This is a genomic window from Lysobacter sp. K5869, assembly GCF_018847975.1.
GTDB lineage: Bacteria > Pseudomonadota > Gammaproteobacteria > Xanthomonadales > Xanthomonadaceae > Lysobacter.
The window spans coordinates 1,985,187-2,008,274 of the sequence record NZ_CP072597.1 but is presented as its reverse complement, the minus strand read 5'-3'; the positions used below and the strand labels follow the sequence as shown (position 1 = coordinate 2,008,274).

Genomic DNA, 23,088 nt, shown 5'->3' with positions numbered 1-23,088 from the left:
CCCACGCCGGAGAACCGCGATGAAACTCAACCCGCTCAGCCTGCTGTGCGCCGCCGCGCTGGCACTGCCCGCGACCGCCGCGCTCGCGCACGACACCGCAACCGCACCGGCCGCCGCCGCGGCCAAGGCCAATCCGTTCACCGCCACCGAAGTGGCGCGCTTCAACGAACCGTGGGCGATGACCTTCCTGCCCAACGGCCGTTTGTTGGTCACCGAAAAGCGCGGCGTGCTCAAGGTGCTGACCATCGGCGGCAGCGCGCAGACCATCACCGGCGTGCCGGCCGTGGCCTACGGCGGCCAAGGCGGTTTCGGCGACGTGATCCTGCATCCGCAGTTCGCCACCAATAGCCTGATCTACATCAGCTACGCCGAGAAAGGCACGACCAGCGGCACCGCCGGGGCCACCGTCGCGCGCGCCAAGCTCAACCTCACCAGCTCCGGCGGTTCGCTGAGCAATCTGCAGGTGATCTGGCGCCAGCCGAAGGTCACCGGCAGCAACCACTACGGCCATCGCCTCGCGTTCGGGCCGGACCGCAAGCTGTGGATCACCTCCAGCGAACGGCAGAAGTTCGACCCCGCGCAGGATCTCAATTCGCCGCTGGGCAAGGTCATCCGCCTCAACGACGACGGCAGCGTGCCGACCGACAATCCCTTCTACAGCCGCGGCGGCGTCGCCGCGACGGTGTGGTCGTACGGCCACCGCAACCTGCTCGGCATCGCCTTCGATGCGCAGAACAAGCTGTGGATCCACGAGATGGGCCCGATGGGCGGCGACGAGCTCAACCTGATCGAGCGCGGCTCCAACTACGGCTGGCCGCTGGTGTCGCAGGGCGATCACTACGACGGCACGCCGATCCCGCGCCACAACACCCGCCCCGACCTCAACGCCCCGGAAGCGTGGTGGACGCCGGTGATCGCGCCGGCCGGCTTCGTGATCTATTCGGGCACGCGCTTCCCGAACTGGGCCGGCAGCGGCTTGATCGGCGGCCTCGCCTCGCAGGCGCTGGTGCGGGTCAAGTTCAACGGCAACACCGCGGCGGAAGCCGAGCGCTATCCGATGGGCAAGCGCATCCGCGAGGTCGAGCAAGGGCCGAACGGCGATGTGTGGCTGTTGGAGGATGGGGCGAATGCGCGGCTGTTGCGGCTTACTCCTATTTGAAGCAGAAGTTAGCGGATAGAAGTTAGGAGATAGCGGAGGCGGTTCGTCGGCTCGCGCGAAACTTCCAATAAAAAAAGCGGGCTTCGGCCCGCTTTTTTTGTCCGCCAACTCCGCGCCATCGCGGCGCGGGCTTTTCGCTATCTCCTAACTCCTATCCGCTACCTCCTGCTTCACTGCGCCGCGCGCAACGCCGGCTTCCGCGTCCCCAGCGCCAACTGATAGCTCTGCAACAACGCCTCCACCTTAGCGATGTACTCCTGCGTTTCGCGATACGGCGGCACGCCGCGGTAGCGGGTCACCGTGCCGATGCCGGCGTTGTAGGCGGCGGTCGCCAGGGTCAGGTCGTTGTTGTAGCGGCGCAGCAGCGATTTGAGGTGGCGCGCGCCGGCGTTGATCGATTCGTCGGAGGAGAACGGGTCGCCGACGCCGTATTCCTTGGCGGTTTCCGGCATCAGCTGCATCACGCCTTGCGCGCCCTTGCTCGACACCGCCTTGGCGTCGAAGCCGCTTTCGGCGTGGGCGATCGCGCGCAGCCATGCGTCGTCGAGGCCGTTGGCCTTGGCGGCGCTGCGGAATTGCGCGGAGAACTTGTCGATCTGCGGCTTGCCGACCTTGCCCAGGCCCGGATGCGCCGGTTCGCCCGGCGGCGTGGCCACGCTGAAGCCCATCACCCGCACCGAGCCGGGCAGGTTGCGCGTGCTGTAGACGGTCTTGCCGTCTTGCTGGCGTTCGTAGAGGTTGCCGTTGATGACGCCGAGTTCGCCCCACAGGTTCGGCAGCTTCACCGCGTTGTCGTCGAACTGCTTGGGTTCGCAGCGCGAGCCGGGTTCGGGCGCGGTGGCGAGGCTGACGGTGCCGTCGCGCACGCAGCGGTACACGGTGCGCGCCTGCGCGGCCGTGCTCGCCACGGCCAGCAGCGCGAAGGCGGCGGCGAGGCGCAGGGCTCGGGTGCGGGCGGAGGCGGCGGTCATGGGGCGCGATTCTAGGCCCGCGCGCGGGGCGGGACAGCGCCGGAAGTCAGGGGCCGGGCGAAACGTTCATTCAGGTAAAGACGCGCTCACGCCGATGGGCCCGCACGGCCTTGGATGCATGGGCGCCGGGCCGCTCGCGGCGGCGAGAGCGCCGGGGCTCAAGCCCCTCCCGCAGCCGCCGTTGTCGTTGCCCGCTTGTCGAGGGCGGCTCCGCGCGGGAGGGGCTTGAGCCGCGGCGTTCGCGCCGGACGGCCCGAAAAAGCGGACGCAACGCAGCCGACTCGCCCAACCGCGCTGCGTCCGAGTAAACCGGTTCGTGTCGATCGAAGCTTGGACGCCGCGGCCTCGCCGGCCGCTTATCCAGGCGCCCGCTCGAATCGCCCGAGCGGCGCGTTCAGCCGAACCCGTCGCCGAGCCGCGCTTGCATCGCGTTCGCGAGCCGGCGACTCGTCGCGGGCTCCGGCCGGGCCAGCCGGCCGGAGCGCGGCGATCAACCGCCGCCGTTGGCCGGCGGCGGCGTGGTGGTCGCGTCGGCCGGCGCGCTCGACGGCGTGGACGAGGACGCCGGCGCGTCCGGCGTGGTTTCGCCCTTGGTCTTGCAGGCGGCGAGCGACAGCGCGCCCAGCACGATGGACGCGTAGACGGCAGTGCGCAGATCGATCTTCATGGAAGCATGCACCTCAGGTTGTTCGGCCGGGCCTCGGGGTCGCGGCGCGGCCGGTGTTGGCCACGACCGCGGCTGCGGCGCGGTGCGGGGGAACACCGGGGGACCGCCGCAGCCGCGGCCGACTGCTCGTGCCGCAGGGGAAGTGGGACGGCACGGGCTGCACACTGCCGTCATCGCGATGAACGAAAGCGGCGGCGCGGGCGGCGCGGCTACGTTTCTTTAACCAGCCGGCGGCGTCGCTGCGTTAGGCCGCGACGCGATCGCGGCGAAAAGCGTGATCGCTTAATCGCTAATCGCCCGCCGCGCGGCGGCGGCACGGCTGAACGCAACAAAACGTTTACGAACGCGGCCGATTCAGCGGCCGCGGCTAAGGTCCGAACCCGGCACGGCGCGCTTAGGGCGTTCGCGCCGCCGCACATGCCGCGGTGCGCATTGCAGTGGGCGCCGCGCTGGCACTAAGGTGGCCCCATCGCGGCCGCCCTTGCGCGCGCCGTCCGCCACCGAGCGAGGGGAACAACGTTTTGAGCCAGCCGTCGAGCGAGCCGACTTCCGTCCGCGCACCTGCCGTTTCCGCATCGCCCTCTTCCGAGCCCGGCTCCAGCGGCACCGTCCGCGCGGTGAGCCGCTGGCAGATCGTCGGCTTGTCGATCAACGACGTCATCGGCAGCGGCATTTACCTGTTGCCCGCCACCGCCGCCGCGCTGCTCGGCCCCGCCAGTTTGTGGGCGGTGTTGCTGGCCGGCTTCGCCGTGGCGCTGCTGGTGCTGTGCTACGCGCAGGCCGCGAGCTATTTCGATCAGCCCGGCGGCGGTTACCTGTACGCGCGCGAAGCCTTCGGGCCGTTCGCCGGCTTCGAGGTCGGCTGGATGCTGCTGGTGACGCGCATCTCCACTGCCGCCTCGCTCAGCAACGGCTTGGCCGAAGCGGTGGCGCTGTTCTGGCCGGCGGCCAAGGGTGGGCCGGCGCGGGTGTTCATCGTCGCCGGTTCGCTCGGCTTGCTGGTGCTGATCAACGTGTTGGGCGTGCGCACCGCCGCGCGCGCCGGCGTCGCGCTGGCGATCGGCAAGCTGGTGCCGCTGGTGCTGTTCGTCGCCATCGGCGCGTTCTATTTCGATTCCTCGCTGCTGCACAGCGATGCGCCGATGCCGATGGATCACCTCGGCGAAGCCGCGCTGTTGCTGCTGTTCGCCTACGCCGGCTTCGAGAACCTGCCGGCCGCCGCCGGCGAGTACCGCAACCCGCGCCGCGACGTGCCGTTCGCGCTGCTGACGATGATCGTGATCGTCACCATCGTCTATTTCACCGTGCAATTGGTCGCGCTGGGCACGCTGCCGGGCATCGCCGCCTCCAGCAGTCCGCTGGCCGAAGCCGCCGCGCATTTCAGCGGCACCGGCCTGGCGCTGGTGCTGACCGTCGGCGCGGCGATTTCGATCCTGGGCACCAACAGCAACACGGTGATGATGGGGCCGCGCTACTTGCTGGCGTTGTCGCGCGACGGCTACGGGCCGCGCGCGCTGGGCCAGATCCACCCGCGCTTCCACACCCCGGCGCGGGCGGTGCTGTTCCTCGGCGCGATCGCGCTGGTGCTGGCGCTGACCGGTTCGTTCCAGCAGCTCGCGCTGCTGTCGGTGGTGGCGCGGCTGTGCACCTACATCGGCACCGCGGTGTCGGTGCTGGTGCTGCAAAAGCGCCATCACGGCCGCGAAGGCGCGCTGCATCTGCCGGGCGGGCCGCTGATTCCGATCGCCGCGATCGTGCTGTCGCTGGGGCTGCTGGCCAGCGCCAGCGCGCAGAATCTGATCGCCGCGGCGATCGCGCTGTTGGTGGGCGGGGTGATCTACAAGTTGCGGCGTAAGCCGGCGGCGGACGCGGCGGCGTGATCGCGCGATAGCCGCGGCCGCTGCCTGTAGGAGCGACGCGAGTCGCGACCGCGAAACCTCGCTTGCGTCGCAGGCGCGATGTCGCGGTCGCGACTCGCGTCGCTCCTACAGAGGCTTCGGGCAAGCCCTCGCTTGACCTCAAGTAAAGCTTAGGTCTTAGCCTGCCGGGAATTTCCAGCAGGATTGCGCTCATGGCTTCCAATCTCCGCCTCGCGCTGGTCTACGGCAGCGCGCGCGAAGGCCGTTTCTGCGACGTGGTCGGCGCGTGGGCGCAGCGCCGCGTCGCCCGTTACGGCGGTTTCGATACCGATCTGATCGATCCGGCGCAGTGGCCGCTGTCCGGCACCCCCAGCCGCGCCGACGAGGCGCAGTTGCAGCAACTGCGCCAGCGCCTGCACGCGGCCGATGCGTTCCTGATCGTCACGCCCGAGTACAACCACGGCTATCCGGCGCCGCTGAAGGCGCTGATCGACGCGTGCTACGAACCGTGGCGGGCCAAGCCGGTGGCGTTCGTGAGTTATGGCGCCAGCTCCGGCGGCCTGCGCGCGATCGAGCAATTGCGCCAGGTGTTCGGCGAACTGCATGCGGCGACGCTGCGCGATTGCGTTTGCCTCGCCCATGCGTGGCGCCAGTTCGGGCCCGACGGCGAGTTGCGCGAGCCGCAGGCGGTGCATCAGGCGATGGACGTCGCGCTGGCGCGCTTGCGTTGGTGGGCGCTGGCCTTGCGCGATGCGCGCGAGGCGATGCCGTACGAGGCGGCGGCTTGAAACCGTCGTGAGCCGGCGGCGATTTCGATGCTTCGGCTCGGACCGCCGCGTCGCATCTCATGAAAGCGCATCGGCTGAAACGAGGTCGCGCGCGCTCCCCGATGCGGCCGCCACGCAGTCGTCAACGCAACGGCGGCGCGGGCAGCGGCGCCGGCGCGCCTTCGGGCAAGGCCACCAACTGCCGCTGCAAGTCGTACAGCACCTCGGCGTCGCCGGGCTGCCACTCGCGCGCTTCGTTGCCGCGGAAGCGGCGGTGGAACGAGGCCAACGCGGCGCCGGGATCGCGCAGGTCGTAGCCGATCAAGCGCAACGCCGCCCACGCATCGAAACCCGGCGGCGGCGCGGCCAGCGGTTCGCGCGGCCACAGGCCGAAACCGGCGTCGGCCAAGCGCTTCCACGGGAACTGCACGCTGGGATCGCTCTTGCGGCCCGGCGCGAGATCGCCGTGGGCGAGGATCGCCTGCCGCGGCAAGCCCAGGCGCTTGGTCAGATCCTCGAGCAAACGCAGCAAGCTTTGCAGCTGCGCCTCGGCGAACGGTTCGTTGCCGTCGTTGTCGAGTTCGATCCCGATCGACGCCGAATTCAGATCCGACACATCGCCCCAACTGCCGGCGCCGGCGTGCCACGCGCGCCGATCCTCGGCGACGAGCTGATAGATGCGCCCGTCCTCGCCGATCAGATAGTGCGCGCTGACCTTGCCCTGCGAATTCGCGGTCTGCAGGGTGCGCAAGGCCTCCTGCACGCTGTCCATCTGGGTGTGGTGCAGCACGATCAGCTGCGCGCGCCGCTCGTTGAAGTTGGGCGAACCGCGCCATTGCGCGAGCGGGTTGTGCGGCGGCGCGCTGGCGCAACCGGCCAAGAGCAGCGCCAAGGCGATGGCGAGGCGGCGAGGATTCATGCGGCACGCGGCAGCGGAAAGACCGCAGTGTAGCGCGAGGCCCGGCGCGGCCGGCGCGCGCGGTGCGCGGCGCTTACAACTGTCACCCCGCGCGCGTTCGGTGACGCGGTCGCGGTCCGCGCCGCGGCCGCGCGCCTACAGTGCCGGCGACGCGGGCCGCGCCCGCGTCGTTCGCCACTTCGGGAGAATCGCGCATGAAACGCAAGTCGTATGGCTGGCTGGCCGCGCTCGCGCTGGCCGCGTTCGGATTCGGGTTCGGCGTCCAGGCCGCCTCGTCGGCGCCGCCGGACAAGGCGCTGTGCAGCATGAAAGTCTGCCAGGACCGCTGCGGCGGGTTGCCGGGGTGGAGCCCCGGCAATGGGCAGCCGTGCCGTTGTTGCGACTGAGCCGGTCGCGGGCGCCGCGCGGCGAAGGCTGCGCGGCGCCGGTTCGGGCGTTGTAGCGGAGATCGCGCGCGCGGCTGCCGCCGCGCGGTCGACGGCGCTCAGCGAATGCCGGGACGCTCGAGCTGCGGTTCGACCCGGTTCTTCTGCTCTTCGCGTCGCTGCGAGACGCTCTTGCACACCTTCTCGATGCGGTTGGAACCGATCGAGCGCACGCGCTGGCAAACCACCTTTTCCTCGGGCTCGGCCGACGCGGTCGCGGTGCCGCCGGCCTGACCGATCCACGCCAGATCCTGATGCGCCTGATCGCGCTCGGACGGGCTCAGTTGATCGTAGCTGCGGCCCTGCAGCAGCTGGCCGAGACGATCCTGGCGCGTGCGCAGTTCGTCGCGCTTGGCCGGTTCGAGCTTGGCGTAGTCGCCGCGGCCCGCGTCGACATCGCTGCGGATCTGCTTCTGCTGTTCGAGCACGCTGGCGCTGTCGAAGGGCTTGGGCTCGCCGGCCGCGGACGCGACCGCGCAAACGCCCGCCAACATCAGGCCGGCCACGCACTTGCTCAAGGTAAAGAACGGTTTCGACTCGATCTTGCGCATGGCTCCCTATGCCTCGTCGATGGCGGCCGCGAAGGCCGCAGGATCGGGCCGCAACGGCCCGCTCGCTTCCATTGGTTGATGCCGGAACCGCACGGGGAACCGCGTTGCGGCGCGTTCCCCAACGCGACCGGAACGCCGATCCTAAAAGAGACGGGCGGCACAACTCCATAGACTTTCGACCTAGGCGACCTGTCAAAACTTTGCCGACTCGGGCGCTTGACATGAGCGCCGCGAACCGGCCCGCGACGCGCGCGGGCCGGTCGCTTCGTCCTGGATCAGGGCTTGAGCCAGTTGTTGGACACCGCCAGCATCGACAGCAGCTTGACGCTGTCGCCGTAGTAATCGCTGGTGCCGCCGTTGGCCATGTAGGTCCACAGCTTGTCGAGCCAGGCTTGATCGGTATCGACCGTGGCGGCGACGCCGAACGGCGCGGTGAAGAAGCTGCTGTTGTAGTTTTCCGTCACCGTGCCGTCGAGCTTGTAGCCGCTGCGGATGTTGTTCGGCGTGTTGCCGGCCTTGCCGCGCATCCACTGGCTGAGCTTGCGCGCGGCGGCGCGCGAGCGGCTGTCGCCGCTGACCGCGGCGTCGATGCCGATGCGCCACGGCACCCGGCCGGCGTTCCACGAATACCAGCCGTCGGTGTCGGCTTCCAGGAAGTTCGCCGGCGCCGGCTTGGCCGTGGAGTGGGTGTTGACGATGAAGTCCGGCAGCAGGCCGGTGTTCGGCGCGTAGCTGCCCTGCATCTTGCCGATCAGGGTCTGGTGCGCGTCGAGCACGCCGGTCCAGTAGCTGTCGCCGAGCTTGGAAGCGAAGCCGCGGAAGTGGCCGAGCATCCAGTCCGAGCTGCGCGTGGCGTTGTAGAAGTTCGGCGAGCCGCTGTCGACCCAGTCGCCGAGGTTGGTCAGCTTGGTGTTGGGATTGATGTTGCTGCGGCGGATCGCGGCGATGACCTTGCGCGCTTCGGACAAATAGTTGATCGAACCGCCCGATCCCCATTGCAGGTCGGCGAGCAGCAACGCGTAGGCGATGTCGAGGTCGCCGTCGGTGGCCGAGTCGGCGCCTTCGACGTTCTTGCACGCCGAGTCCTGCGCCCAGGCCAACAGATCGGGATCGTTGACGCTGGGATGGGCGCGGTTGTAGCGGTGCAAGCCGTCGAACAGCGCCTGCGCGTCGGGATCGTTGCCGGCCATCATCACCGTGATGAGCATGCCGTAGCCCTGCCCTTCCGAAACCACGTACGCATCGGAGGTGGAGGCCTTGACCCGGTAGTCGCCGGCCTTGCAGCCCGCGACCAGATAACGCTGCTTCCACGCGCGGTAGAACGAGGCGGTGGACTGATCGGCCGAAGCGCGGCCGACGCTCGGACTGAGCGTGCCGCTGACATAAGCCTGACGGTGGCTGCCGAAGGGATAGTTCGGCGCGGCCTGCGCGGCGAGCGAGGCGGCGAGCGCAGCGGCGGTGGCCAGGACCAGGGTCAGGACTTTGAGGCCGCGGCGCGGTAAGGCGGTGGCGTGGTGCATGGGAAGTCTCCGCTAGAGGAAGGTCGGTGGGCGACCGCGCAGGCGGCGGCGCGCGCGGGCGCGTGGCGCCCGCGCCGCGACGGCGGCGAGGAGAGGATCGGTGCGGCGCGGCAAGCGCGGTGCAGCGCGCGCGGTCGTGGACGTCCGCGGCGACGCGCATGCTTCGGCGCCGCGGGCGCAAGCAGGCTAGCGCGGGCGGCCACGGCAAAGCGCGACCGCCGTCATCGCATGCATGAATGCAGCTGCGCGGGTTCGCAGATCGACCAACGTCGTAATCGGGGCGCGCGAGGTCGCGGTATACGGGTGCCGGCGGTTGTGGTTCGGATGAGGCGCGGCGCGCGGTCGGCGGGCGTTGCGCGCCGTGGGCCTCGCTTAGGACGCGCCGGGCTCGGCGATCGCGTCGCCCGGATCGAAGGACTCGGGCGCGAAGCTTCGCCTCCGCGTCGATGCGGCGGGCGCATCGGCCCGCCGCGATCCGCCGCATCGCGCGGCGGATCCAAAGGCGCCGGGCGCGAAGGCCGCGACGCGCATCGCCCGGGCCGCCGCCAGCGCGACGGCCCCGGCGACGGTCACTCCTTGCGGATCGCGTGCCCGCCGAACTCGTTGCGCATCGCCGCGAGCAGCTTGTCGGCGAAGGAATCCTTCTCGCGCGAACGCAGCCGCTCCATCAGCGAGGCGGTGATCACCGGCGCCGACACGTTCAGATCGATGGCTTCGGCGACGGTCCAGCGGCCTTCGCCGGAATCCTCGACGTACGGCGCGATGCCTTGCAGCGACGGATTCTTGCCCAGCGCATCGGCGCTGAGGTCGAGCAGCCACGAACGCACCACGCTGCCGTGGCGCCAGATCTGCGCGATCTGATGCAGGTCCAGCCCGAACTCGGCCTTGCGCCCGAGAATGGCGAAGCCTTCGGCGTAGGCCTGCATCATTCCGTACTCGATGCCGTTGTGGATCATCTTGGTGAAGTGGCCCGAACCGCTCGGCCCGACCCGGCCCCAGCCGCGGTCGGCCGCCGGCGCCAGCGTCTCGAAGATCGGCCGCAGCCGTTCGACCGCGGCGTCTTCGCCGCCGATCATCAGGCTGTAGCCTTCCTGCAAGCCCCACACGCCGCCGCTGGTGCCCGAATCCACGTAGTGCAAGCCGTGCGCGCGCAGTTCGGCCGCGCGGCGCACGGTGTCCTTGTAGTTGGAATTGCCGCCGTCGATCACCGTGTCGCCCGGCGCCAGCAGCGGCCGCAGTTCGGCCAGGGTCGCGTCGACCGCGCCGGCCGGGACCATCAGCCATACCGCGCGCGGCGCCGGCAGCGCGGCGATCAATTCGCTCAGCGACGCCGCAGCAATGATGCCGCGCGCGGCGGCCTGTTCGCGCGCCGCCGCGCCGGGATCGAAGCCCGCCACCTTGTGCCCGCCGCGTACCAACCGTTCGGCCATATTGGCGCCCATGCGCCCGAGGCCGACCATGCCCAGTTCCATGTCGTCTCCCGATCTTTCGTTTGCGGTGTTCGTTGACGCGACGCCGGTCGCCGGCGCCGCGGGACAGGCGATCTTCCGGCCCGTCGCGGTAAGGAAGTGTGAGCGATGGGGCGCGAAATAAAGGCCGACAGCGGCCATTCCGGCGCAAGCGCGCTCGCGCCCGCTGCTTTTCCATCCGATGCGGCAAAGCGGACGGCGGGTCCGCCACGGCCTCAGCGGCCGATCTGCTTGCGCATCTCCATCGCCTCGAACACCGCGATCGCCGGCGCCGCCGGCTGGTCGTTGGGGATGTCGTGCGAGCTGTCGGCGATGGTCACGCGCTTGGCGTAGCGCGAGGTGCCGATCAGCGCCATATGGGTCTGCTCGCGCGCGGCCAGCAGCGCCTTGAGGTCGTCGGCGGGCGCGCCGGCATAGGGTTGGTCGGCGCTGAGCACGATCACCGGCTTGCCGTCGTGGCGCTCGCTCTTGGGCACACCGCCGCCGTACAGCGACAAGCGATCTTGCGAGCCGGAAATCACCGTTTCCCAAAACGCCGGCTTGGAGCGCCAGGCGCGGATCGAGGCGTTCAACTTGTCGCTGTAGTTCGGGTTCGGCGGCCGCAGGCAGTTCTTCAGATCCGACGGCGGCCGCGCCGCGGCCAGCCGGCCTTCGCGCGCGCCCTGTTCGCAGCCGCGGTACATCGCCAGCATGCGCGGCGCCATGTCGGCTTCGGTCTTGGCGTAGGAGGCGGAGAACTCGCCGACGTTCTGCTCGGGCGGGTCGACCAGCACCAGCGCGGCGACCTGCTTGGGATAGAGCTCGTCGTAACGGCGCGCGACCTGGCTGCCGTAGGAATGGCCGACCAGGATCAGCGGCGTGTCCAGATCGGCCGCCTCGATCAGCGCGTGCAGATCGGCGACATCGGCCTTGAGATCGCGCGGCAGCGGGCCGCCGTCGCTGAAGCCCAGGCCGGCGCGGTCGTAGGAACAGACCCGGTTGTGCTGGGCGATCTGCGGCTGCGATTTGGCCCAGACCAGGGAGTCGGCGCCGAAACCGGCCTCCAGCAACACGGTGAGCCCGCCCTCGCCGCTGCAGCGCAGGTTGAGCTTGCGGCCGCCGCCGATGTCGATGCGCTCGCCGGGTTCGGCGTAGACGTCCAAGCTGGCGTCCGGCGCCGGCCGCGGCTTGCGCGCGCCGGGTTTGGCCGGTGCGCCGGCCGCCAAGGCCGCGCCGGCCGAAACCGCCGCCAAGGCCAGTACCATCGCCGCGCCGGAAGTCCGGCCCAAGTTCCCGCGTGCCGCGCCCATCACCGCCCCCGACTAGGTCAATGAAGCGGGGATGGTAAGCAAGGCCGGGGCGGTTCCCGGCAGGGGGCGGCGCGCGCAAGACAGACGCGATTCAGTTCCGCGGCGCCCGCGATACGTCCGTTCGCACGAGAATCGCAAAAGAATCGCGGCGGCGTGTCGATTCCGGCCGTCCCGGTTCGTCGCTATGACAGAAGCGGCCGAATCCCGTCCCTTCCCCACCACTAACCGGAGAACCGCCATGCGTTTCATGATGCTGATGATCCCCCAGGGCTACGAATCGGCCGAACCCGGCGCCCTGCCCAGCGCCGAGCAGGTCGCGGCGATGATGGAATACAACTACACCCTGCAGGCCGCCGGCGTGCTGCGCTCGCTGGAAGGCCTGCACCCGCCGTCGATGGGCGCGCGGGTGAGCTTCCGCGGCGGCAAGCCGCGGGTGACCGACGGGCCGTTCCCGGAAGCCAAGGAAGTGCTCGGCGGCTTTTGGGTGATCGAAGTCGGCTCGCGCGAGGAAGCGATCGCATGGGCGCAGCGTTGCCCGGGTTCGGACAACGAGACCATCGAAGTGCGGCAGATCATGGAGATGGGCGATTTCCCCGAGGACGTGCAGAAGGTCGCGCAGGGCTTCGAGGAAATGCAGCAAGCGCAAGGCTGATGCCTCGATCGCTCCCTGTAGGAGCGGCGTAAGCCGCGACCGCGACATCCGGCCTGCGTCGCACGCGCGATGTCGCGGTCGCGGCTTACGCCGCTCCTACAGGGAGATCGCGGAATTACGCGACTTCCCGGCCCGCGCTGGCTTGCCAGACTTCGTACCACTCTTGCGCCGACAGTCGGATCGCCAACGCGTCCACCGCATCGCGCAGTCCTTGCTCGCGGCCGCTGCCGGTGATCGGCCACGGCCGCGAGGGATGCCGCAGCAGCCACGCATACGCCATCGTCGCCACCGACGCGCCGCCGTGACGGCGGCCGAGGTCGGCCAACACCGCGCGCACGCGTTCGGCGCGCTCGTCGCCGCCGCCGAACAAACGGCCGCCGGCCAGCGGCGACCACAGCATCGGCCGCAGCCGCAGTGCCTGACATTGCTCCAAGGTGCCGTCGTCCAGCGGCGGCAAGTGCAACGGCGAGAGTTCGATCTGATGCGTCGCCAGCGGATGCCGCGCGTGCAGCAACGCCAACTGCGCCGGCGTGTGGTTGGACACGCCCACGTGCCGCACCTTGCCGGCCGCCTTGAGCTCGGCGAAGGTCGCGGCGAGTTCGTCGGCGTCCATCAGCAAGTCGGGGCGATGGATCAGCAGCAGGTCGAGATGGTCGGTGCGCAGCGCGCGCAGCGAGTTCTCTACGCTCGCCAGCACATGCGCGCGCGAGGTGTCGTAGGACTTGATCGCATGCTCGGGCCGCCGCGGCGAGGTCAGCTTGATCCCACATTTGCCGATCAGGCGGATGCGCTGGCGCAATGCGGGCCGCAGCGCCAGCGCTTCGCCGAACAGCGCCTCGACCGAGTAATCGCCATAGATGTCGGCGTGGTCGAAGCTGTCGATGCCCAAGTCCAGGGCTTGTTCGATCCAGCGCAGACGCTGGCCGGCGTCGAGATTCCACTCGGCCATGCGCCAGCAGCCGGCGACGATGGGGGACAGGGTCAAGGGATCGGAAGCGCTCATGCGGGGACGTCGCGGCGTAGGGGAACCGGCAGTCTAACCGCGGCGGGCGCCGCGGCCTGCGCGCCTGCGCCCCGATTCGCCGACCGCGATCACGCCGCGTCGGTCAACTCGCCGATCCGCGCATACAGCGCGTCGAACCGCGCCTCCAAACCCGGATGCGCGCCGCGCAACCCGGCCACCACTTGCGCGGTCCAGTCGAAGTAATCGCGCTTGCGCTGCAGCGGCCACGGCGGCGGCGCTTCGAGCAGGTCGGTCAGATTGCAGATCTTGTCGGCCAGCTTGACCAACTGCGCCTCGCGCGAAATATGCGGCGCGTGCTCGATCTGAAGGCGCTTGCGCTCGGCCTTGGGCAGGCTCTTGTCGTCGGTGACTTCGCTCACCACCGAAGCGATGCGCGCGCCGAACGCCAGCTCGATCTCCTCGAAGGTGGTCGCGGTGTCCTCGACGGTGTCGTGCAGCAAGGCCGCGCACAGCACCACCGGGTCGACGACGCCGCCGAGGTTGGCCAAGGTGTCGGCCAAGGCCAACGGGTGGTTGATGTACGGGCTGCCCTCGGCGTCGCGACGGCGTTGGCGGCGGTGGCGCTGGGCGGCGAAGGCCGCCGCGCGCAGGACGAGTCCATGATCGGCTTGCATGCGGGCTCCTGCTGGGTTCGCCCAGCCGTCGGCGTCGCGGCCCGTGCGGGGCGCGACGCGGAACGTCCGGGAGAGTGCGGCGATGCGCCGCGGGACGCGGCCGTTGCGGCCGCGTCGCCATTGTAGCGCGGGCTCAGGGCGCCAGCGCGGCCGTCGCTTCGATCTCGAACAGCATGCCGTCCAGCGCCAGCCGCGGCACCGGAATCAAGGTGCAGGCCGGGCGATGGTCGCCGCCGAACGCCGCGGCCAGTTCCTCGCCGAAGATCGCCAGCCGCGCGTGGCTGTGATCGACCACGAGCACGGTCAGCTTGACCACATCGCGCGGCCCCGCGCCGGCCGCGGCCAGCGCGAGCGACAGGTTGGCGAAGGCTTGGCGCACCTGCGCACGGAAGTCGGCGGACAGCGCGCCGTCGGCGGTTTCGCCGCCCTGCCCGGCCACCAGCACCCAGCGCGCGCCGGCGGCGACTTGGGCGAGGTGCGAATAGCCGTTGGGCGCCGGATCGTAGAGGCCGGCGGGGTTGTCGAGCGTAAAAACGGAAGCGTTCATCGCGAGTCCTGTGCGGGGGGATTACTGGGACGACGATGCAAAGAGCTGGGGCGTGACGCGTCCTCGTTCAAGCCGCCGCATCGGCGTGCGGGCGCGCCAGCGCGAAACCTTCGTCGAGCCAGCCGGCGACGCCGCCGGCCATCAGCTTCACCGGCCGCTGCAGTCCGGCCAGCCGCACCGCCGCGCGCGCGGCGCCGTTGCAGTGCGGGCCGGCGCAATAGACCACGAACAGGGTCTGCGGCGGATACGCGGCCAACCGCGAGGCGATCAGCTTGCGGTGCGGGATATTGACCGCGCCGGGCACATGGCCGGCGGCGTAAGCCTCGGGACCGCGCGCATCGACCAGGACGAAGCCGGGCTCGCCCGCCGCCAGCGCGGCGTGCACGTCCCAGCAATCGGTCTCGAACGCGAACTGGGCTTGGAAACGCGCCAGCGCCTGAGCGGACGCGGCGGCGGGGACTTCGGTGACGGCGTTGCGCATGGTGCGGCTCCGGGTGGGGACGCGGCTATTGTCGGCCGCGTCCGGCGGGCGCAGCATTGGCGCAATCGCCACCTATCGATCAGATCCCGCCAATGTCGCCCCGCCCTGCTCCGCGCCGCCGCGGCGGCCCGTCCAATCCGCTGGTGGCCGTGCTGGTCTACGACGGCCTGTGCGCGTTCGAGTTCGGCTGCGCGGCCGAAGTGTTCGGCCTGGCGCGCCCGGAATTGCAGGCCGAGTTGCGCGACCGGCCGTGGTACCGCTTCGAAACCTGCGCCGCGCAGCGCCGCCCGCTGCGCGGCCAGTACGGCTTGAGCCTGCGCGCCGACGCCGGCCTGGACCGCCTCGCCGAAGCCGGCACGGTGATCGTCCCCGGCTGGCGCGGCTGCGACGAACCGGTGCCGGCCGCGATCGTCGATGCGCTGCGCGAAGCGCACGCGCGCGGCGCGCGGGTGCTGTCGATCTGTTCGGGCGTGTTCGTGCTGGCCGCCGCCGGCTTGCTCGACGGCCGCCGCGCGACCACGCACTGGCGCTACGCGCAAACCCTGCGCGAGCGCCATCCACGCATCGACGTGGACGCCGATGCGATCTACATCGACGAAGGCCGGCTGCTGACCTCGGCCGGCAGCGCCGCCGGCTTGGACCTGTGCCTACATCTGGTCCGGCGCGACTGGGGCGCGCGCATCGCCAATCACGTCGCGCGGCGCTTGGTGATCGCGCCGCACCGCGAGGGCGGGCAGGCGCAATACATCGAGCGTCCGGTGCAGCGCAGCGAACGCGGCGCGCTGTCGCCGCTGCTGGAACGCATGCGCCGGCGTTTGGCCGAGCCGTGGAGCGTGGCCGAACTGGCGCGCCTGGCGGCGATGAGCGAGCGCAGCTTCCTGCGCCGGTTCAAGCAAGCCACCGGCGCCAGCCCGGCCGATTGGCTGATCCAGGCGCGGGTCGAACGCGCGCGCGAACTGTTGGAAACCACCGACGCGCCGCTGGAGCGCATCGCCGGCGACGCCGGCTTCGGCAGCGCGATCACCCTGCGCCATCATTTCCGCCGCAAGCTCGGGATCGCGCCGCGCGATTACCGCGAACGCTTCCAACGCGGCGCGCGCTGAGCGCGGCTGCGTTACCATCGCCGCTCGTCTCAAGGATCGGGACTTCGATCATGGTCAAGCCGCCGCCCACTCTTTCTCTGCAAGCACGCTGCGTCGCCGAACTCGACGGCAAGGACGAGACCATCGCGTTCGCCGTCGGCCCCGAGCGCGCGGTCTACGTTCTGCAGGCGCTCGGCGCGTACAGCCCCGGACGTGCGCTACCGCCCTACCGCGCGCGCGCCTGGCTCGACGGTCAATGCCTGCTCGATGTCCGCATCGAAAGCCCGTCCTGCCGGCTCTATACCCTGCAGCCGCTCGGCGCGGATCTGTTGTTCGTCGGCGTGCCGCTAGACCGCGCGGGCGAGAACGCGCGCAACGGCCGGGTGTACTCGCGCGACGGCCAGCTAGTGCGCGAGCTGCACCTGGGCGACGGCATCGAACACCTGCAGACCACGCGCAAGGGCGCGATCTGGACCGCCTATTTCGACCAAGGCGTGTTCGGCGACGACCCGGTCTCCCAGCACGGGCTCGCGGCCTGGGACGCGAACGGCGAGTGCGTCTATCGGTTCCAGCCCGATCTGGCCGGCCTGGACTCCATCTGCGACTGCTACGCGCTCAACGTCGCCGACGACCGCGAAACCTGGCTGTACTACTACACCCAGTTCCCGCTGGTGCTGCTGCGCGGAAACCGGGTCGCGCGCTATTGGAACGTGCCGATCCGCGGCGCGCACGCCTTCGCCGCGCGCGGCGAGCACGCGCTGTTCACCGGCGGCTACCGCGAGCACGACACGCTGGCGTTGCTGAAGCTCGGCGAGGCCGAGCAGTGCGCGGTCCTCGCCCACTTTCGCGTCTGCGACGACGAGGGCGCGCCGCTGCCCGCCGAGCGTTTCCACGGCCGCGGCGACGCGCTGTACTTCCAGGCCGACGCACGCATTTGGACGGTCGAACTCGATCAGGCGCTCGCCGCGCTGTCCTGAGCGCGCGCCCTCAACTCCCCGCCGCGGCCTTGCGCTGTTCGATCTGCCGTTGCAACTCCTGCTCGAACGCCTCGCCCTCGCTCAGTTGCCGGTCGATGTCGGCGATCGACAGCCAGCGCCCCTGCGCGAACACGCCCGCCACCTTCGCGGCGTTGTGGATGTCGGCGAGCGGATCGGCGTCGAGCAACACCAGATTCGCGCGTTCGCCCTCGCGCACCGCGCCGCTGCCCGATTGCGGATCGAACAAACGGTGCGCGTTGATCGAAGCCGCGCGCAGCACTTCGACTGCGGGCAAGCCGACTTCGCGCAGTTCGACCATTTCTTGCAGTACCGACACGCCGAACGGCAGCCCCGGCAACGCCGCGTCGGTACCGACGGTCAGCGGCACCTTGCGCTTCCACAGCGCGCGGGTCAGCACGCGCGAGAAGTCGTAGCCGGCGGAGAATCGGTCCGCGCCCTCTTGATCGCGGAATGCCTGACTCAAGTAACGGTTGGCCGGCGCCGTCCATTCGAGCCGGGTCACCGGATCGACCGTCTCCAGCCAGCCCTTCGGCACCGCCGGCACTTCGCGCTGCACGTACATGGCGACGATGGTTTTGAGCGTGATCAAGGTCGGCGTGACCGACAGACCGCTGTCGGCGACCGCCTTTGCCAAGGTCTCGATCTCGGCCGGCGCCAGATCGCTGCCGATGCGGGCGAAGCGCGCCAGTTCCTCGGTGTGGGCGAGGTTGGTCATCGGATGGGCGAAGGCGAAGGCGCGGTCGGCGCAGGTGGCGCAGCCGAGTTCCGGCAGATGCCCGGTGGTGATGAAGCCCTGGCGCTTGGCCTCCTCGACCACCGCCTGATAGGTCTCGCGGTTGAGGAATTGATAGGGCTTGATGAAGTCGTAACCGCGCTGCTTGGCGCGCTGCACCGCGACGATGCCGTCGGCGGCGGTGGTCGGCGCTTCGGGCTTGGACGCCGGCACCGGCTGGCCGTCGGGCTTCTCTGCAACCGCCGCGCGCGGGCCGTTGATGCGCTTGCCGACGTAGAGCTTGGGGCCGACGGCACGGCCGGCGTCGATCTCCTCGCGCAAGCGCAGCAAGTCCTCGTCGCTGCCGGGGCTGCCGCCGAGGTTGGCCACGCCGGTCACGCCGGCCTTGAGGAAGCTCAGCATCACCTGCCGGTCGTACGCGTGCTGCGCGCCCAGATCCAGTCCCTTGATCGCCGGATCCTTGCTGTCGCGGATCGCGCCCTCGGTGGCGATGTGCGCGTGCGCGTCGACATAGCCCGGCACCAAGTACTTGCCGCGTCCGTCCACGACCCGCGCGTCGCCGACGCGCCGCTGGGCGTCGGCGGCGGCGATGCGGCGGATCCGCCCGTCCTCGATCAGCACGTCGCGGTGGCTCAGCACCTCGTCGGTGTCGGCGGGAATCACCGCGACATCGCGGACCCAGTAGCGCTCGGCCGCCTGCGCGGGAGCGTGTGCGGCGGCGGCCAGGGCCAAGCCCAGCGCGAGGAAGCGGACGTTCATGCGGTTCTCCTGCCAGTGGTTGCGATCATAGCGGCGCGCGCCGGCCGCGAATCGCGGACCGACGGCATGGGCAGATGCGCGGCGCCGCGTTATGGTTGAAACGCGCCGATCAGCGGCGCGGTTTGGCAAGTTTCGACAGCAAGCAAGTTTCGACAACAAGGAAGTCGCAAGGATGAAACAGAAGATCGTGGTGTTCACCGGCGCCGGCGTCAGCGCCGAAAGCGGGCTCAAGACGTTCCGCGACATGGGCGGGCTGTGGCACGAGCACCGGCTCGAAGACGTGGCCTCGCCCGACGGCTGGCGGCGCGACCCGGCCACCGTGCTGCGCTTCTACAACGAGCGCCGCCTGGGCGTGCTGGCGGCCAGCCCCAACGCCGCGCACGCGGCCATCGCCCGGCTCGAGGACAAGTACGAGGTGACCATCGTCACCCAGAACATCGACGACCTGCACGAGCGCGCCGGTTCGACCCGGGTGCTGCACGTGCACGGCGAAATCCTCAAGGCGCGCAGCACCGCCGACGAATCGCGCATTTATCCGATGCGCAGCCCGCTGATCGAGTTGGGCGATCTGTGCGAGCTCGGCAGCCAGTTGCGCCCGGACGTGGTCTGGTTCGGCGAGAACGTGCGGTTCCTGAGCGAATCGGCGGGGTATTTCGCGCAGGCCGACAAGGTGCTGGCGATCGGCACCTCGCTGACGGTGTGGCCGGCGGCGGGGCTGGTCGACTACGCGCCGGCCGAGGCCGAGCGGGTGTTCGTCTCGCCGGATCTGCAGGACGTGCCGGACGATTACCGCTTTCTGCGCGGGACGGCGGTGGAGACGGTGCCCGGCTTGGTCGAGGAATGGTTGGCGCAAGCCTGAGACCTGTGCAACGGTGGCCGCTGCTTGCGGCCGCGGTCATCACTTTCGCGCAAGCGGCGGGCGGTCAGGGAAACTCGCCGCGCTGCAACCGCTCGCGCAGGCCCGGCGGCATCCGATGCCAAACCGGATCGTCGCAAACGGCGCAGCCCTGACCCGCGGTGAACAAGATGCCGTGGGTTTCGCAGAACGGGGTCTGCGCGTCGGGAACGATCGGCTCTTCGCCGAGGATGGCCGAACCGGGCACCGCGAAATCCGGCAGGTTGTCCAAGGCGTCGGGCACCTCGCGCAAGTGCAGCACCTCGTGCAAGCCGACGTAGTCGCCGCGCTGGACGGCGTCCCGGCAATCCCGATAAAAGGCCGCCGCGCTCATGCTGCCCTCGTAGCGCTGCGCGTACCAGGCCGAGGCGGCCACCACCTTGCCCGGGTCGATTTTCACCCAGAGCCTGAACTGCATCGGGTCGAAGAATTCGACGTAATCGGGTGGATACATGCCGTGCTTCACTTTGCGCCCCCAGCGGTGCGGGCTCGACCGGCGGAAGTATGCCCGTCCCACAAAACGTACGCAGGCGTGTGGACAGCCTCCCGGCCCGCTCCTAGACTCGCCCCATGCGCCTGTCCCTTACCGCCGAACGCCGCATCGACGCGCCGCCCGAGGCGGTGTTCGCCTTGGCGCTCGACAGCGAGCGCTTCCCCGCGCTGTTCCCCGGCTACGGCCCGATTCCCGCGCTCAAGCGCATCACCCCACTGGCGCCGCCGGCGGTGGGCGCGCTGCGCTCGCTGGAGAACAGCGACGGCTCCAAGCTCATGGAACGCATCACCGAACTCGACCCGCCGCGCCTGCACGCCTACACCCTCAGCGGGCTGCGTCCGCCGCTGGCGTGGCTGGCGCGCGAAGGCCACGCGCGCTGGGAGTTCGAGGGCGACCGCAGCGACGGCGGCGACGCCACCCGCGTGGCCTGGCGCTACGAATTCGAACTGACCTCGCCGCTGGCGTGGCCGCTGGCCGCGCCGCTGCTGCGCGGCTGCATGCGCGCGGCGATGGCGCGCTGCCTGGAACGCATGGCGCAGGCGCTGGAAGGCGCGTGGCGCGGAGAACGGCGCTGATGGAAGAGTGGATCCTGCTGGCGCTGGCGCCGGTGTTTCTGGCCCTGATCGGACTGGAAGCGTGGTACTGGCGCAAACGCCGGCCCGGCCAGTACAGCCTGCGCGACACGCTGTCGAATGCGGCGCTGGCGCTGATGCACCAAGCCAGCGACGCGGTCGCATGGCTGATCGTGATCGGCCTGTACTACGCGGTCTACGCGCATCGCCTGTTCGACTTGCCGGCCTCGGCCTGGACCATCGCCGCACTGTTCGTCGCCCAGGATTTCTTCTACTACTGGTTCCACCGCGCCAGCCACCGGGTGCGCTGGTTGTGGGCTTCGCACGTCACCCATCACTCATCGGAACGCCTGAATCTTTCCACCGCGTTCCGGCAAAGCCTGACCTATCCGATCTCGGGCATGTGGGTGTTCTGGCTGCCGCTGGCCTGGATCGGCTTCGAGCCCAAGCACATCGTCGCGGTGGTCGCGATCAACCTCGCCTTCCAGTTCTTCGTCCACACCGAGGCGGTCGGCAAGCTCGGCTGGCTGGAAAAGGTGTTCAACACGCCCTCGCACCACCGCGTCCACCATGCGCGCAATCCGCAGTACATCGACCGCAACTACGCCGGCGTGCTGATCGTCTGGGACAAGCTGTTCGGCACGTATGTCGAGGAAGACGCGGGCACGCCGTGCGAGTACGGCATCGTCGGCGAGATCCGCAGCCATAATCCGATCAAGCTGACCTTCCACGAGTGGATCGCGATGTTCGCCGACGCCTGGCGCGCGCGCGGGCTGCGCGGCGCGCTGGGGCAGCTGTTCGGGCCGCCGGAGCGCTCGCTCGCGCATCTGCGCGACGGCGGCGGCGGCGCGCCCTGAGCGCCGCGAACGGAACGAGCGCAAGCATGAGCCCGGACAGCGCGAACGTCGCGGCCTTTCTCGCAACGATTCAAGACTGCCAGCAGCGCCTGCGGCAGTTGCGCGGCGGCTACCTCGCGGCGGGCGCGAGCCGGGTCGATCCGGTGTTCGCGCTCAGCGGACGCCCCTTCACCGTGCACGCCGGCGCGGCCAAGACCGAATACGACGGCTGCCTGACCCTTGGCCTGGTGGTACGCACCGCCGACGGCCGCGAATACGACCTGGAAGTCGATCTGCTGTGGACGGAGCGAGCCTGGCGCATCGACACCACGGCCCGCGCGGACGAAGACGAGCGCGGACGCAGACTCGTGCGCGAACTGCCACAGCGCAACCCCGACGATCTGCCGTCGTGCCTGCAGCAGTTGCAGGCCGCGGTCACCGATCTGGCGGTCTTCGAAGATTGGGTACTGGCGAAATAGCCGCGCCCGCGCCGACGCGGCGCTACCTGGGCTGCAATCCGAAATACGCGTAAGCCGCCGACACCGCCAACCCCAGCCACGCCTGTCCGTGCGTGGTCAGCACCGGCAACGTCGCCGGATGGTACAGGCCGACCAGGAACGCGGTCAGGCCGGTTCCGATCCAGACCAGGACGAAGAACACCGACACGATCGCCACCGTGCGTACTGTGCCGGTCGACGCGTCGCTGTCGAGCACCCGCGTGCCCGGCGCTTCGCCCGGCTTGGACAGGGCCAGCTCGGCGATCACCAGCGCCGACACCAAGCCGCCGATCACCGACAAGGCCTGGGCCATGCCGTCGTTGAACTGGCCGGCCGTGTACTCGGTGCAGCCGGCCTTGCCGACGCACAGCGCCACCCGCACGGCGAGGCTGATCAGGTGCACGTAGACCCCGAGCAGGATCACCGAGATCGCACCGCCGAAAATCCGCTTCATCGTCCACCTCGCAGTCGTGGCGGAAGCCTGCGCGCGCGGCCGAACGCGGCGCGCGCCGCGGAGCGCTCGCCCCGGCCCGCTCCGCCTGACTATGCGAACGAAGCGCCGCGGCCGCGCAGGACACGCCGGCCGCGGCGACGAGTCAGTCCTGGGTTTCGCCCGACAACGGCGTGGCGCGCATCGACGCGCGGCGCTCGAACGCGTCCTGCCACGCCGCCAGTCGCGGCCGCCCTTCGCGGAAGTCCGGCAGTTCGCGGAACGCGAGCCAGCTCAGCGCGGTAGCGACCGCGATATGGCCGACGTGCAGCGGCGCCTCGACGTCGAGCTCGCGTTCGAGCCAGTCGTAGCTCTCCAGCAATTTCTGCGTGTAGCCCTCGCGCAGCGCCTCGTAACGCAAGGCCTCGGGCCGGCGCACGGTTTCCCAGCGCACCTTGATGCCGGTGTCGGCCAGTCCCTGCGCGACCGCCTGCAAGCGCAGCACGTGCCAACGCGTTTCGCCTTGCGCCGGAATCAGCGACGGCCCGTCGTGCAAGGTGTCGAGATACGCGCAGATCACATCCGAATCGAAGATCGGCGGCAGGCCCGGGCGCAGCAGCACCGGCACCTTGCCGAGCGGGTTTTGCGCGTACACCGCTTCGTTGCGCAGGGTCGGGCTGGTCTCGTGGTGGATCACCTCGATGCGCTCGCCCAATCCCGCTTCCAGGGCGAACACCAGGGCCTTGCGGGCGAACGGCGAGTGGGTCTGGTACAGCAGGCGCATGACGCTTCCTTCGCGGGGGACGGTGGACAGGCGCATCAGGCTAACGGCGCGGCCGCGCGTTTGCGCCGCGTCCACGGCCGCCGCCGCGCGGTTTT

General features: G+C 70.0%; 27 protein-coding genes. 11 read left to right on the top strand and 16 right to left on the bottom strand.

Going from position 1 to position 23,088, the window contains the following annotated elements; genetic code table 11:
- Positions 1-19 precede the first annotated feature (19 nt).
- Positions 20-1,159, top strand: a complete 1,140-nt coding sequence (locus J5226_RS08620) for a PQQ-dependent sugar dehydrogenase (RefSeq protein ID WP_215839515.1) — start codon at positions 20-22, stop codon at positions 1,157-1,159.
- Positions 1,160-1,329: 170 nt separating this feature from the next.
- Here J5226_RS08620 and J5226_RS08615 read toward each other — a convergent pair whose 3' ends face one another.
- Both J5226_RS08615 and J5226_RS08610 read right to left on the bottom strand, forming a co-directional pair.
- On the bottom strand, positions 1,330-2,130 hold the full coding sequence (locus tag J5226_RS08615) for a lytic transglycosylase domain-containing protein (protein WP_215839514.1): 801 nt from the start codon (positions 2,128-2,130) through the stop codon (positions 1,330-1,332).
- Positions 2,131-2,620: 490 nt separating this feature from the next.
- Positions 2,621-2,797 (bottom strand): hypothetical protein, encoded by a 177-nt coding sequence (locus J5226_RS08610; RefSeq protein WP_215839513.1) that lies wholly within the window; start codon positions 2,795-2,797, stop codon positions 2,621-2,623.
- Between the two features lie 617 nt (positions 2,798-3,414).
- Here J5226_RS08610 and J5226_RS08605 point away from each other — a divergent pair.
- A complete protein-coding gene (locus J5226_RS08605) occupies positions 3,415-4,677 on the top strand; it encodes an amino acid permease (RefSeq protein ID WP_255323032.1) in 1,263 nt (420 codons plus the stop codon).
- A 191-nt stretch (positions 4,678-4,868) separates the two neighbouring features.
- On the top strand, positions 4,869-5,444 hold the full coding sequence (locus J5226_RS08600) for an NAD(P)H-dependent oxidoreductase (RefSeq protein ID WP_215839511.1): 576 nt from the start codon (positions 4,869-4,871) through the stop codon (positions 5,442-5,444).
- A 121-nt stretch (positions 5,445-5,565) separates the two neighbouring features.
- Here the strand turns inward: J5226_RS08600 and J5226_RS08595 are convergent, their stop codons facing one another.
- Positions 5,566-6,342, bottom strand: coding sequence for an N-acetylmuramoyl-L-alanine amidase (locus J5226_RS08595; RefSeq protein ID WP_215839510.1), 777 nt, complete (start codon positions 6,340-6,342; stop codon positions 5,566-5,568).
- 194 nt (positions 6,343-6,536) lie between these two features.
- On the opposite strand from J5226_RS08595, the gene J5226_RS08590 reads away from it, so the two are divergent.
- Entirely contained in the window at positions 6,537-6,728 is a 192-nt protein-coding gene (locus tag J5226_RS08590) for a hypothetical protein (protein ID WP_215839509.1), read from the top strand.
- A gap of 98 nt (positions 6,729-6,826) precedes the next feature.
- On the opposite strand, the gene J5226_RS08585 is transcribed toward J5226_RS08590, so the two are convergent.
- From J5226_RS08585 to J5226_RS08565, 5 genes are all read right to left on the bottom strand, one after another.
- A complete protein-coding gene (locus J5226_RS08585) occupies positions 6,827-7,318 on the bottom strand; it encodes a hypothetical protein (RefSeq protein WP_215839508.1) in 492 nt (163 codons plus the stop codon).
- Between the two features lie 275 nt (positions 7,319-7,593).
- Complete coding sequence (locus J5226_RS08580; RefSeq protein WP_215839507.1) at positions 7,594-8,838, bottom strand: glycosyl hydrolase family 8; 1,245 nt, start codon at positions 8,836-8,838, stop codon at positions 7,594-7,596.
- 372 nt (positions 8,839-9,210) lie between these two features.
- Positions 9,211-9,411 (bottom strand): hypothetical protein, encoded by a 201-nt coding sequence (locus J5226_RS08575; RefSeq protein ID WP_215839506.1) that lies wholly within the window; start codon positions 9,409-9,411, stop codon positions 9,211-9,213.
- On the bottom strand, positions 9,408-10,310 hold the full coding sequence (gene gnd / locus J5226_RS08570; RefSeq protein ID WP_215839505.1) for a phosphogluconate dehydrogenase (NAD(+)-dependent, decarboxylating): 903 nt from the start codon (positions 10,308-10,310) through the stop codon (positions 9,408-9,410). The genes J5226_RS08575 and gnd overlap by 4 nt, the downstream gene beginning before the upstream one ends.
- Positions 10,311-10,522: 212 nt before the next feature.
- Positions 10,523-11,575 carry an alpha/beta hydrolase gene (locus tag J5226_RS08565; protein WP_215839504.1) on the bottom strand — a complete coding sequence of 351 codons (1,053 nt, stop codon included), beginning with the start codon at positions 11,573-11,575 and terminating at the stop codon, positions 10,523-10,525.
- A gap of 259 nt (positions 11,576-11,834) precedes the next feature.
- On the opposite strand from J5226_RS08565, the gene J5226_RS08560 reads away from it, so the two are divergent.
- Positions 11,835-12,248, top strand: coding sequence for a YciI family protein (locus tag J5226_RS08560; RefSeq protein WP_215839503.1), 414 nt, complete (start codon positions 11,835-11,837; stop codon positions 12,246-12,248).
- Positions 12,249-12,363: 115 nt separating this feature from the next.
- Here J5226_RS08560 and J5226_RS08555 read toward each other — a convergent pair whose 3' ends face one another.
- The 4 genes from J5226_RS08555 to J5226_RS08540 form a co-directional block, all read right to left on the bottom strand.
- Entirely contained in the window at positions 12,364-13,251 is an 888-nt protein-coding gene (locus J5226_RS08555; protein WP_215839502.1) for an aldo/keto reductase, read from the bottom strand.
- 89 nt (positions 13,252-13,340) lie between these two features.
- Positions 13,341-13,886, bottom strand: a complete 546-nt coding sequence (locus J5226_RS08550) for an HD domain-containing protein (RefSeq protein WP_215839501.1) — start codon at positions 13,884-13,886, stop codon at positions 13,341-13,343.
- Positions 13,887-14,019: 133 nt separating this feature from the next.
- Positions 14,020-14,433 (bottom strand): RidA family protein, encoded by a 414-nt coding sequence (locus J5226_RS08545; RefSeq protein WP_215839500.1) that lies wholly within the window; start codon positions 14,431-14,433, stop codon positions 14,020-14,022.
- Between the two features lie 67 nt (positions 14,434-14,500).
- Positions 14,501-14,914, bottom strand: coding sequence for a rhodanese-like domain-containing protein (locus J5226_RS08540; protein ID WP_215839499.1), 414 nt, complete (start codon positions 14,912-14,914; stop codon positions 14,501-14,503).
- Between the two features lie 92 nt (positions 14,915-15,006).
- Between J5226_RS08540 and ftrA the strand changes: the two genes are divergently transcribed.
- Together ftrA and J5226_RS08530 are read left to right on the top strand one after the other, a co-directional pair.
- Positions 15,007-16,017, top strand: a complete 1,011-nt coding sequence (gene ftrA, locus J5226_RS08535) for a transcriptional regulator FtrA (RefSeq protein ID WP_215839498.1) — start codon at positions 15,007-15,009, stop codon at positions 16,015-16,017.
- Between the two features lie 50 nt (positions 16,018-16,067).
- Positions 16,068-16,973 carry a hypothetical protein gene (locus tag J5226_RS08530; RefSeq protein WP_215839497.1) on the top strand — a complete coding sequence of 302 codons (906 nt, stop codon included), beginning with the start codon at positions 16,068-16,070 and terminating at the stop codon, positions 16,971-16,973.
- A gap of 10 nt (positions 16,974-16,983) precedes the next feature.
- On the opposite strand, the gene J5226_RS08525 is transcribed toward J5226_RS08530, so the two are convergent.
- Entirely contained in the window at positions 16,984-18,486 is a 1,503-nt protein-coding gene (locus J5226_RS08525; RefSeq protein WP_215839496.1) for an amidohydrolase family protein, read from the bottom strand.
- Between the two features lie 172 nt (positions 18,487-18,658).
- Between J5226_RS08525 and J5226_RS08520 the strand changes: the two genes are divergently transcribed.
- A complete protein-coding gene (locus J5226_RS08520; protein ID WP_215839495.1) occupies positions 18,659-19,345 on the top strand; it encodes a Sir2 family NAD-dependent protein deacetylase in 687 nt (228 codons plus the stop codon).
- Between the two features lie 64 nt (positions 19,346-19,409).
- Here J5226_RS08520 and J5226_RS08515 read toward each other — a convergent pair whose 3' ends face one another.
- A complete protein-coding gene (locus J5226_RS08515) occupies positions 19,410-19,835 on the bottom strand; it encodes a hypothetical protein (RefSeq protein ID WP_215839494.1) in 426 nt (141 codons plus the stop codon).
- Between the two features lie 116 nt (positions 19,836-19,951).
- Here J5226_RS08515 and J5226_RS08510 point away from each other — a divergent pair, with 116 nt between their 5' ends.
- The 3 genes from J5226_RS08510 to J5226_RS08500 are packed head-to-tail and all read left to right on the top strand — an operon-like array spanning position 19,952 to position 21,761.
- Entirely contained in the window at positions 19,952-20,449 is a 498-nt protein-coding gene (locus J5226_RS08510) for an SRPBCC family protein (protein ID WP_215839493.1), read from the top strand.
- Positions 20,449-21,303, top strand: a complete 855-nt coding sequence (locus J5226_RS08505) for a sterol desaturase family protein (RefSeq protein WP_215839492.1) — start codon at positions 20,449-20,451, stop codon at positions 21,301-21,303. Before J5226_RS08510 ends, J5226_RS08505 begins: the two co-directional genes overlap by 1 nt.
- A gap of 26 nt (positions 21,304-21,329) precedes the next feature.
- Positions 21,330-21,761 carry a hypothetical protein gene (locus tag J5226_RS08500; RefSeq protein ID WP_215839491.1) on the top strand — a complete coding sequence of 144 codons (432 nt, stop codon included), beginning with the start codon at positions 21,330-21,332 and terminating at the stop codon, positions 21,759-21,761.
- 22 nt (positions 21,762-21,783) lie between these two features.
- Here J5226_RS08500 and J5226_RS08495 read toward each other — a convergent pair whose 3' ends face one another.
- Positions 21,784-22,233, bottom strand: coding sequence for a hypothetical protein (locus tag J5226_RS08495; RefSeq protein WP_215839490.1), 450 nt, complete (start codon positions 22,231-22,233; stop codon positions 21,784-21,786).
- 142 nt (positions 22,234-22,375) lie between these two features.
- Positions 22,376-22,993, bottom strand: coding sequence for a glutathione S-transferase (locus J5226_RS08490; protein ID WP_215839489.1), 618 nt, complete (start codon positions 22,991-22,993; stop codon positions 22,376-22,378).
- Positions 22,994-23,088 lie beyond the last annotated feature (95 nt).

Coding starts and splice junctions, on each gene's coding strand:
- J5226_RS08500 (WP_215839491.1), top strand. CDS start 21,330: ATGAGCCCGGACAGCGCGAACGTCGCGGCCTTTCTCGCAACGATTCAA.
- J5226_RS08620 (WP_215839515.1), top strand. CDS start 20: ATGAAACTCAACCCGCTCAGCCTGCTGTGCGCCGCCGCGCTGGCACTG.
- J5226_RS08545 (WP_215839500.1), bottom strand. CDS start 14,433: ATGAACGCTTCCGTTTTTACGCTCGACAACCCCGCCGGCCTCTACGAT.
- J5226_RS08550 (WP_215839501.1), bottom strand. CDS start 13,886: ATGCAAGCCGATCATGGACTCGTCCTGCGCGCGGCGGCCTTCGCCGCC.
- J5226_RS08615 (WP_215839514.1), bottom strand. CDS start 2,130: ATGACCGCCGCCTCCGCCCGCACCCGAGCCCTGCGCCTCGCCGCCGCC.
- gnd (WP_215839505.1), bottom strand. CDS start 10,310: ATGGAACTGGGCATGGTCGGCCTCGGGCGCATGGGCGCCAATATGGCC.
- J5226_RS08595 (WP_215839510.1), bottom strand. CDS start 6,342: ATGAATCCTCGCCGCCTCGCCATCGCCTTGGCGCTGCTCTTGGCCGGT.
- J5226_RS08515 (WP_215839494.1), bottom strand. CDS start 19,835: ATGTATCCACCCGATTACGTCGAATTCTTCGACCCGATGCAGTTCAGG.
- J5226_RS08490 (WP_215839489.1), bottom strand. CDS start 22,993: ATGCGCCTGCTGTACCAGACCCACTCGCCGTTCGCCCGCAAGGCCCTG.
- J5226_RS08600 (WP_215839511.1), top strand. CDS start 4,869: ATGGCTTCCAATCTCCGCCTCGCGCTGGTCTACGGCAGCGCGCGCGAA.
- ftrA (WP_215839498.1), top strand. CDS start 15,007: ATGTCGCCCCGCCCTGCTCCGCGCCGCCGCGGCGGCCCGTCCAATCCG.
- J5226_RS08505 (WP_215839492.1), top strand. CDS start 20,449: ATGGAAGAGTGGATCCTGCTGGCGCTGGCGCCGGTGTTTCTGGCCCTG.
- J5226_RS08560 (WP_215839503.1), top strand. CDS start 11,835: ATGCGTTTCATGATGCTGATGATCCCCCAGGGCTACGAATCGGCCGAA.
- J5226_RS08510 (WP_215839493.1), top strand. CDS start 19,952: ATGCGCCTGTCCCTTACCGCCGAACGCCGCATCGACGCGCCGCCCGAG.
- J5226_RS08590 (WP_215839509.1), top strand. CDS start 6,537: ATGAAACGCAAGTCGTATGGCTGGCTGGCCGCGCTCGCGCTGGCCGCG.
- J5226_RS08540 (WP_215839499.1), bottom strand. CDS start 14,914: ATGCGCAACGCCGTCACCGAAGTCCCCGCCGCCGCGTCCGCTCAGGCG.
- J5226_RS08555 (WP_215839502.1), bottom strand. CDS start 13,251: ATGAGCGCTTCCGATCCCTTGACCCTGTCCCCCATCGTCGCCGGCTGC.
- J5226_RS08610 (WP_215839513.1), bottom strand. CDS start 2,797: ATGAAGATCGATCTGCGCACTGCCGTCTACGCGTCCATCGTGCTGGGC.
- J5226_RS08530 (WP_215839497.1), top strand. CDS start 16,068: ATGGTCAAGCCGCCGCCCACTCTTTCTCTGCAAGCACGCTGCGTCGCC.
- J5226_RS08580 (WP_215839507.1), bottom strand. CDS start 8,838: ATGCACCACGCCACCGCCTTACCGCGCCGCGGCCTCAAAGTCCTGACC.
- J5226_RS08495 (WP_215839490.1), bottom strand. CDS start 22,233: ATGAAGCGGATTTTCGGCGGTGCGATCTCGGTGATCCTGCTCGGGGTC.
- J5226_RS08525 (WP_215839496.1), bottom strand. CDS start 18,486: ATGAACGTCCGCTTCCTCGCGCTGGGCTTGGCCCTGGCCGCCGCCGCA.
- J5226_RS08585 (WP_215839508.1), bottom strand. CDS start 7,318: ATGCGCAAGATCGAGTCGAAACCGTTCTTTACCTTGAGCAAGTGCGTG.
- J5226_RS08520 (WP_215839495.1), top strand. CDS start 18,659: ATGAAACAGAAGATCGTGGTGTTCACCGGCGCCGGCGTCAGCGCCGAA.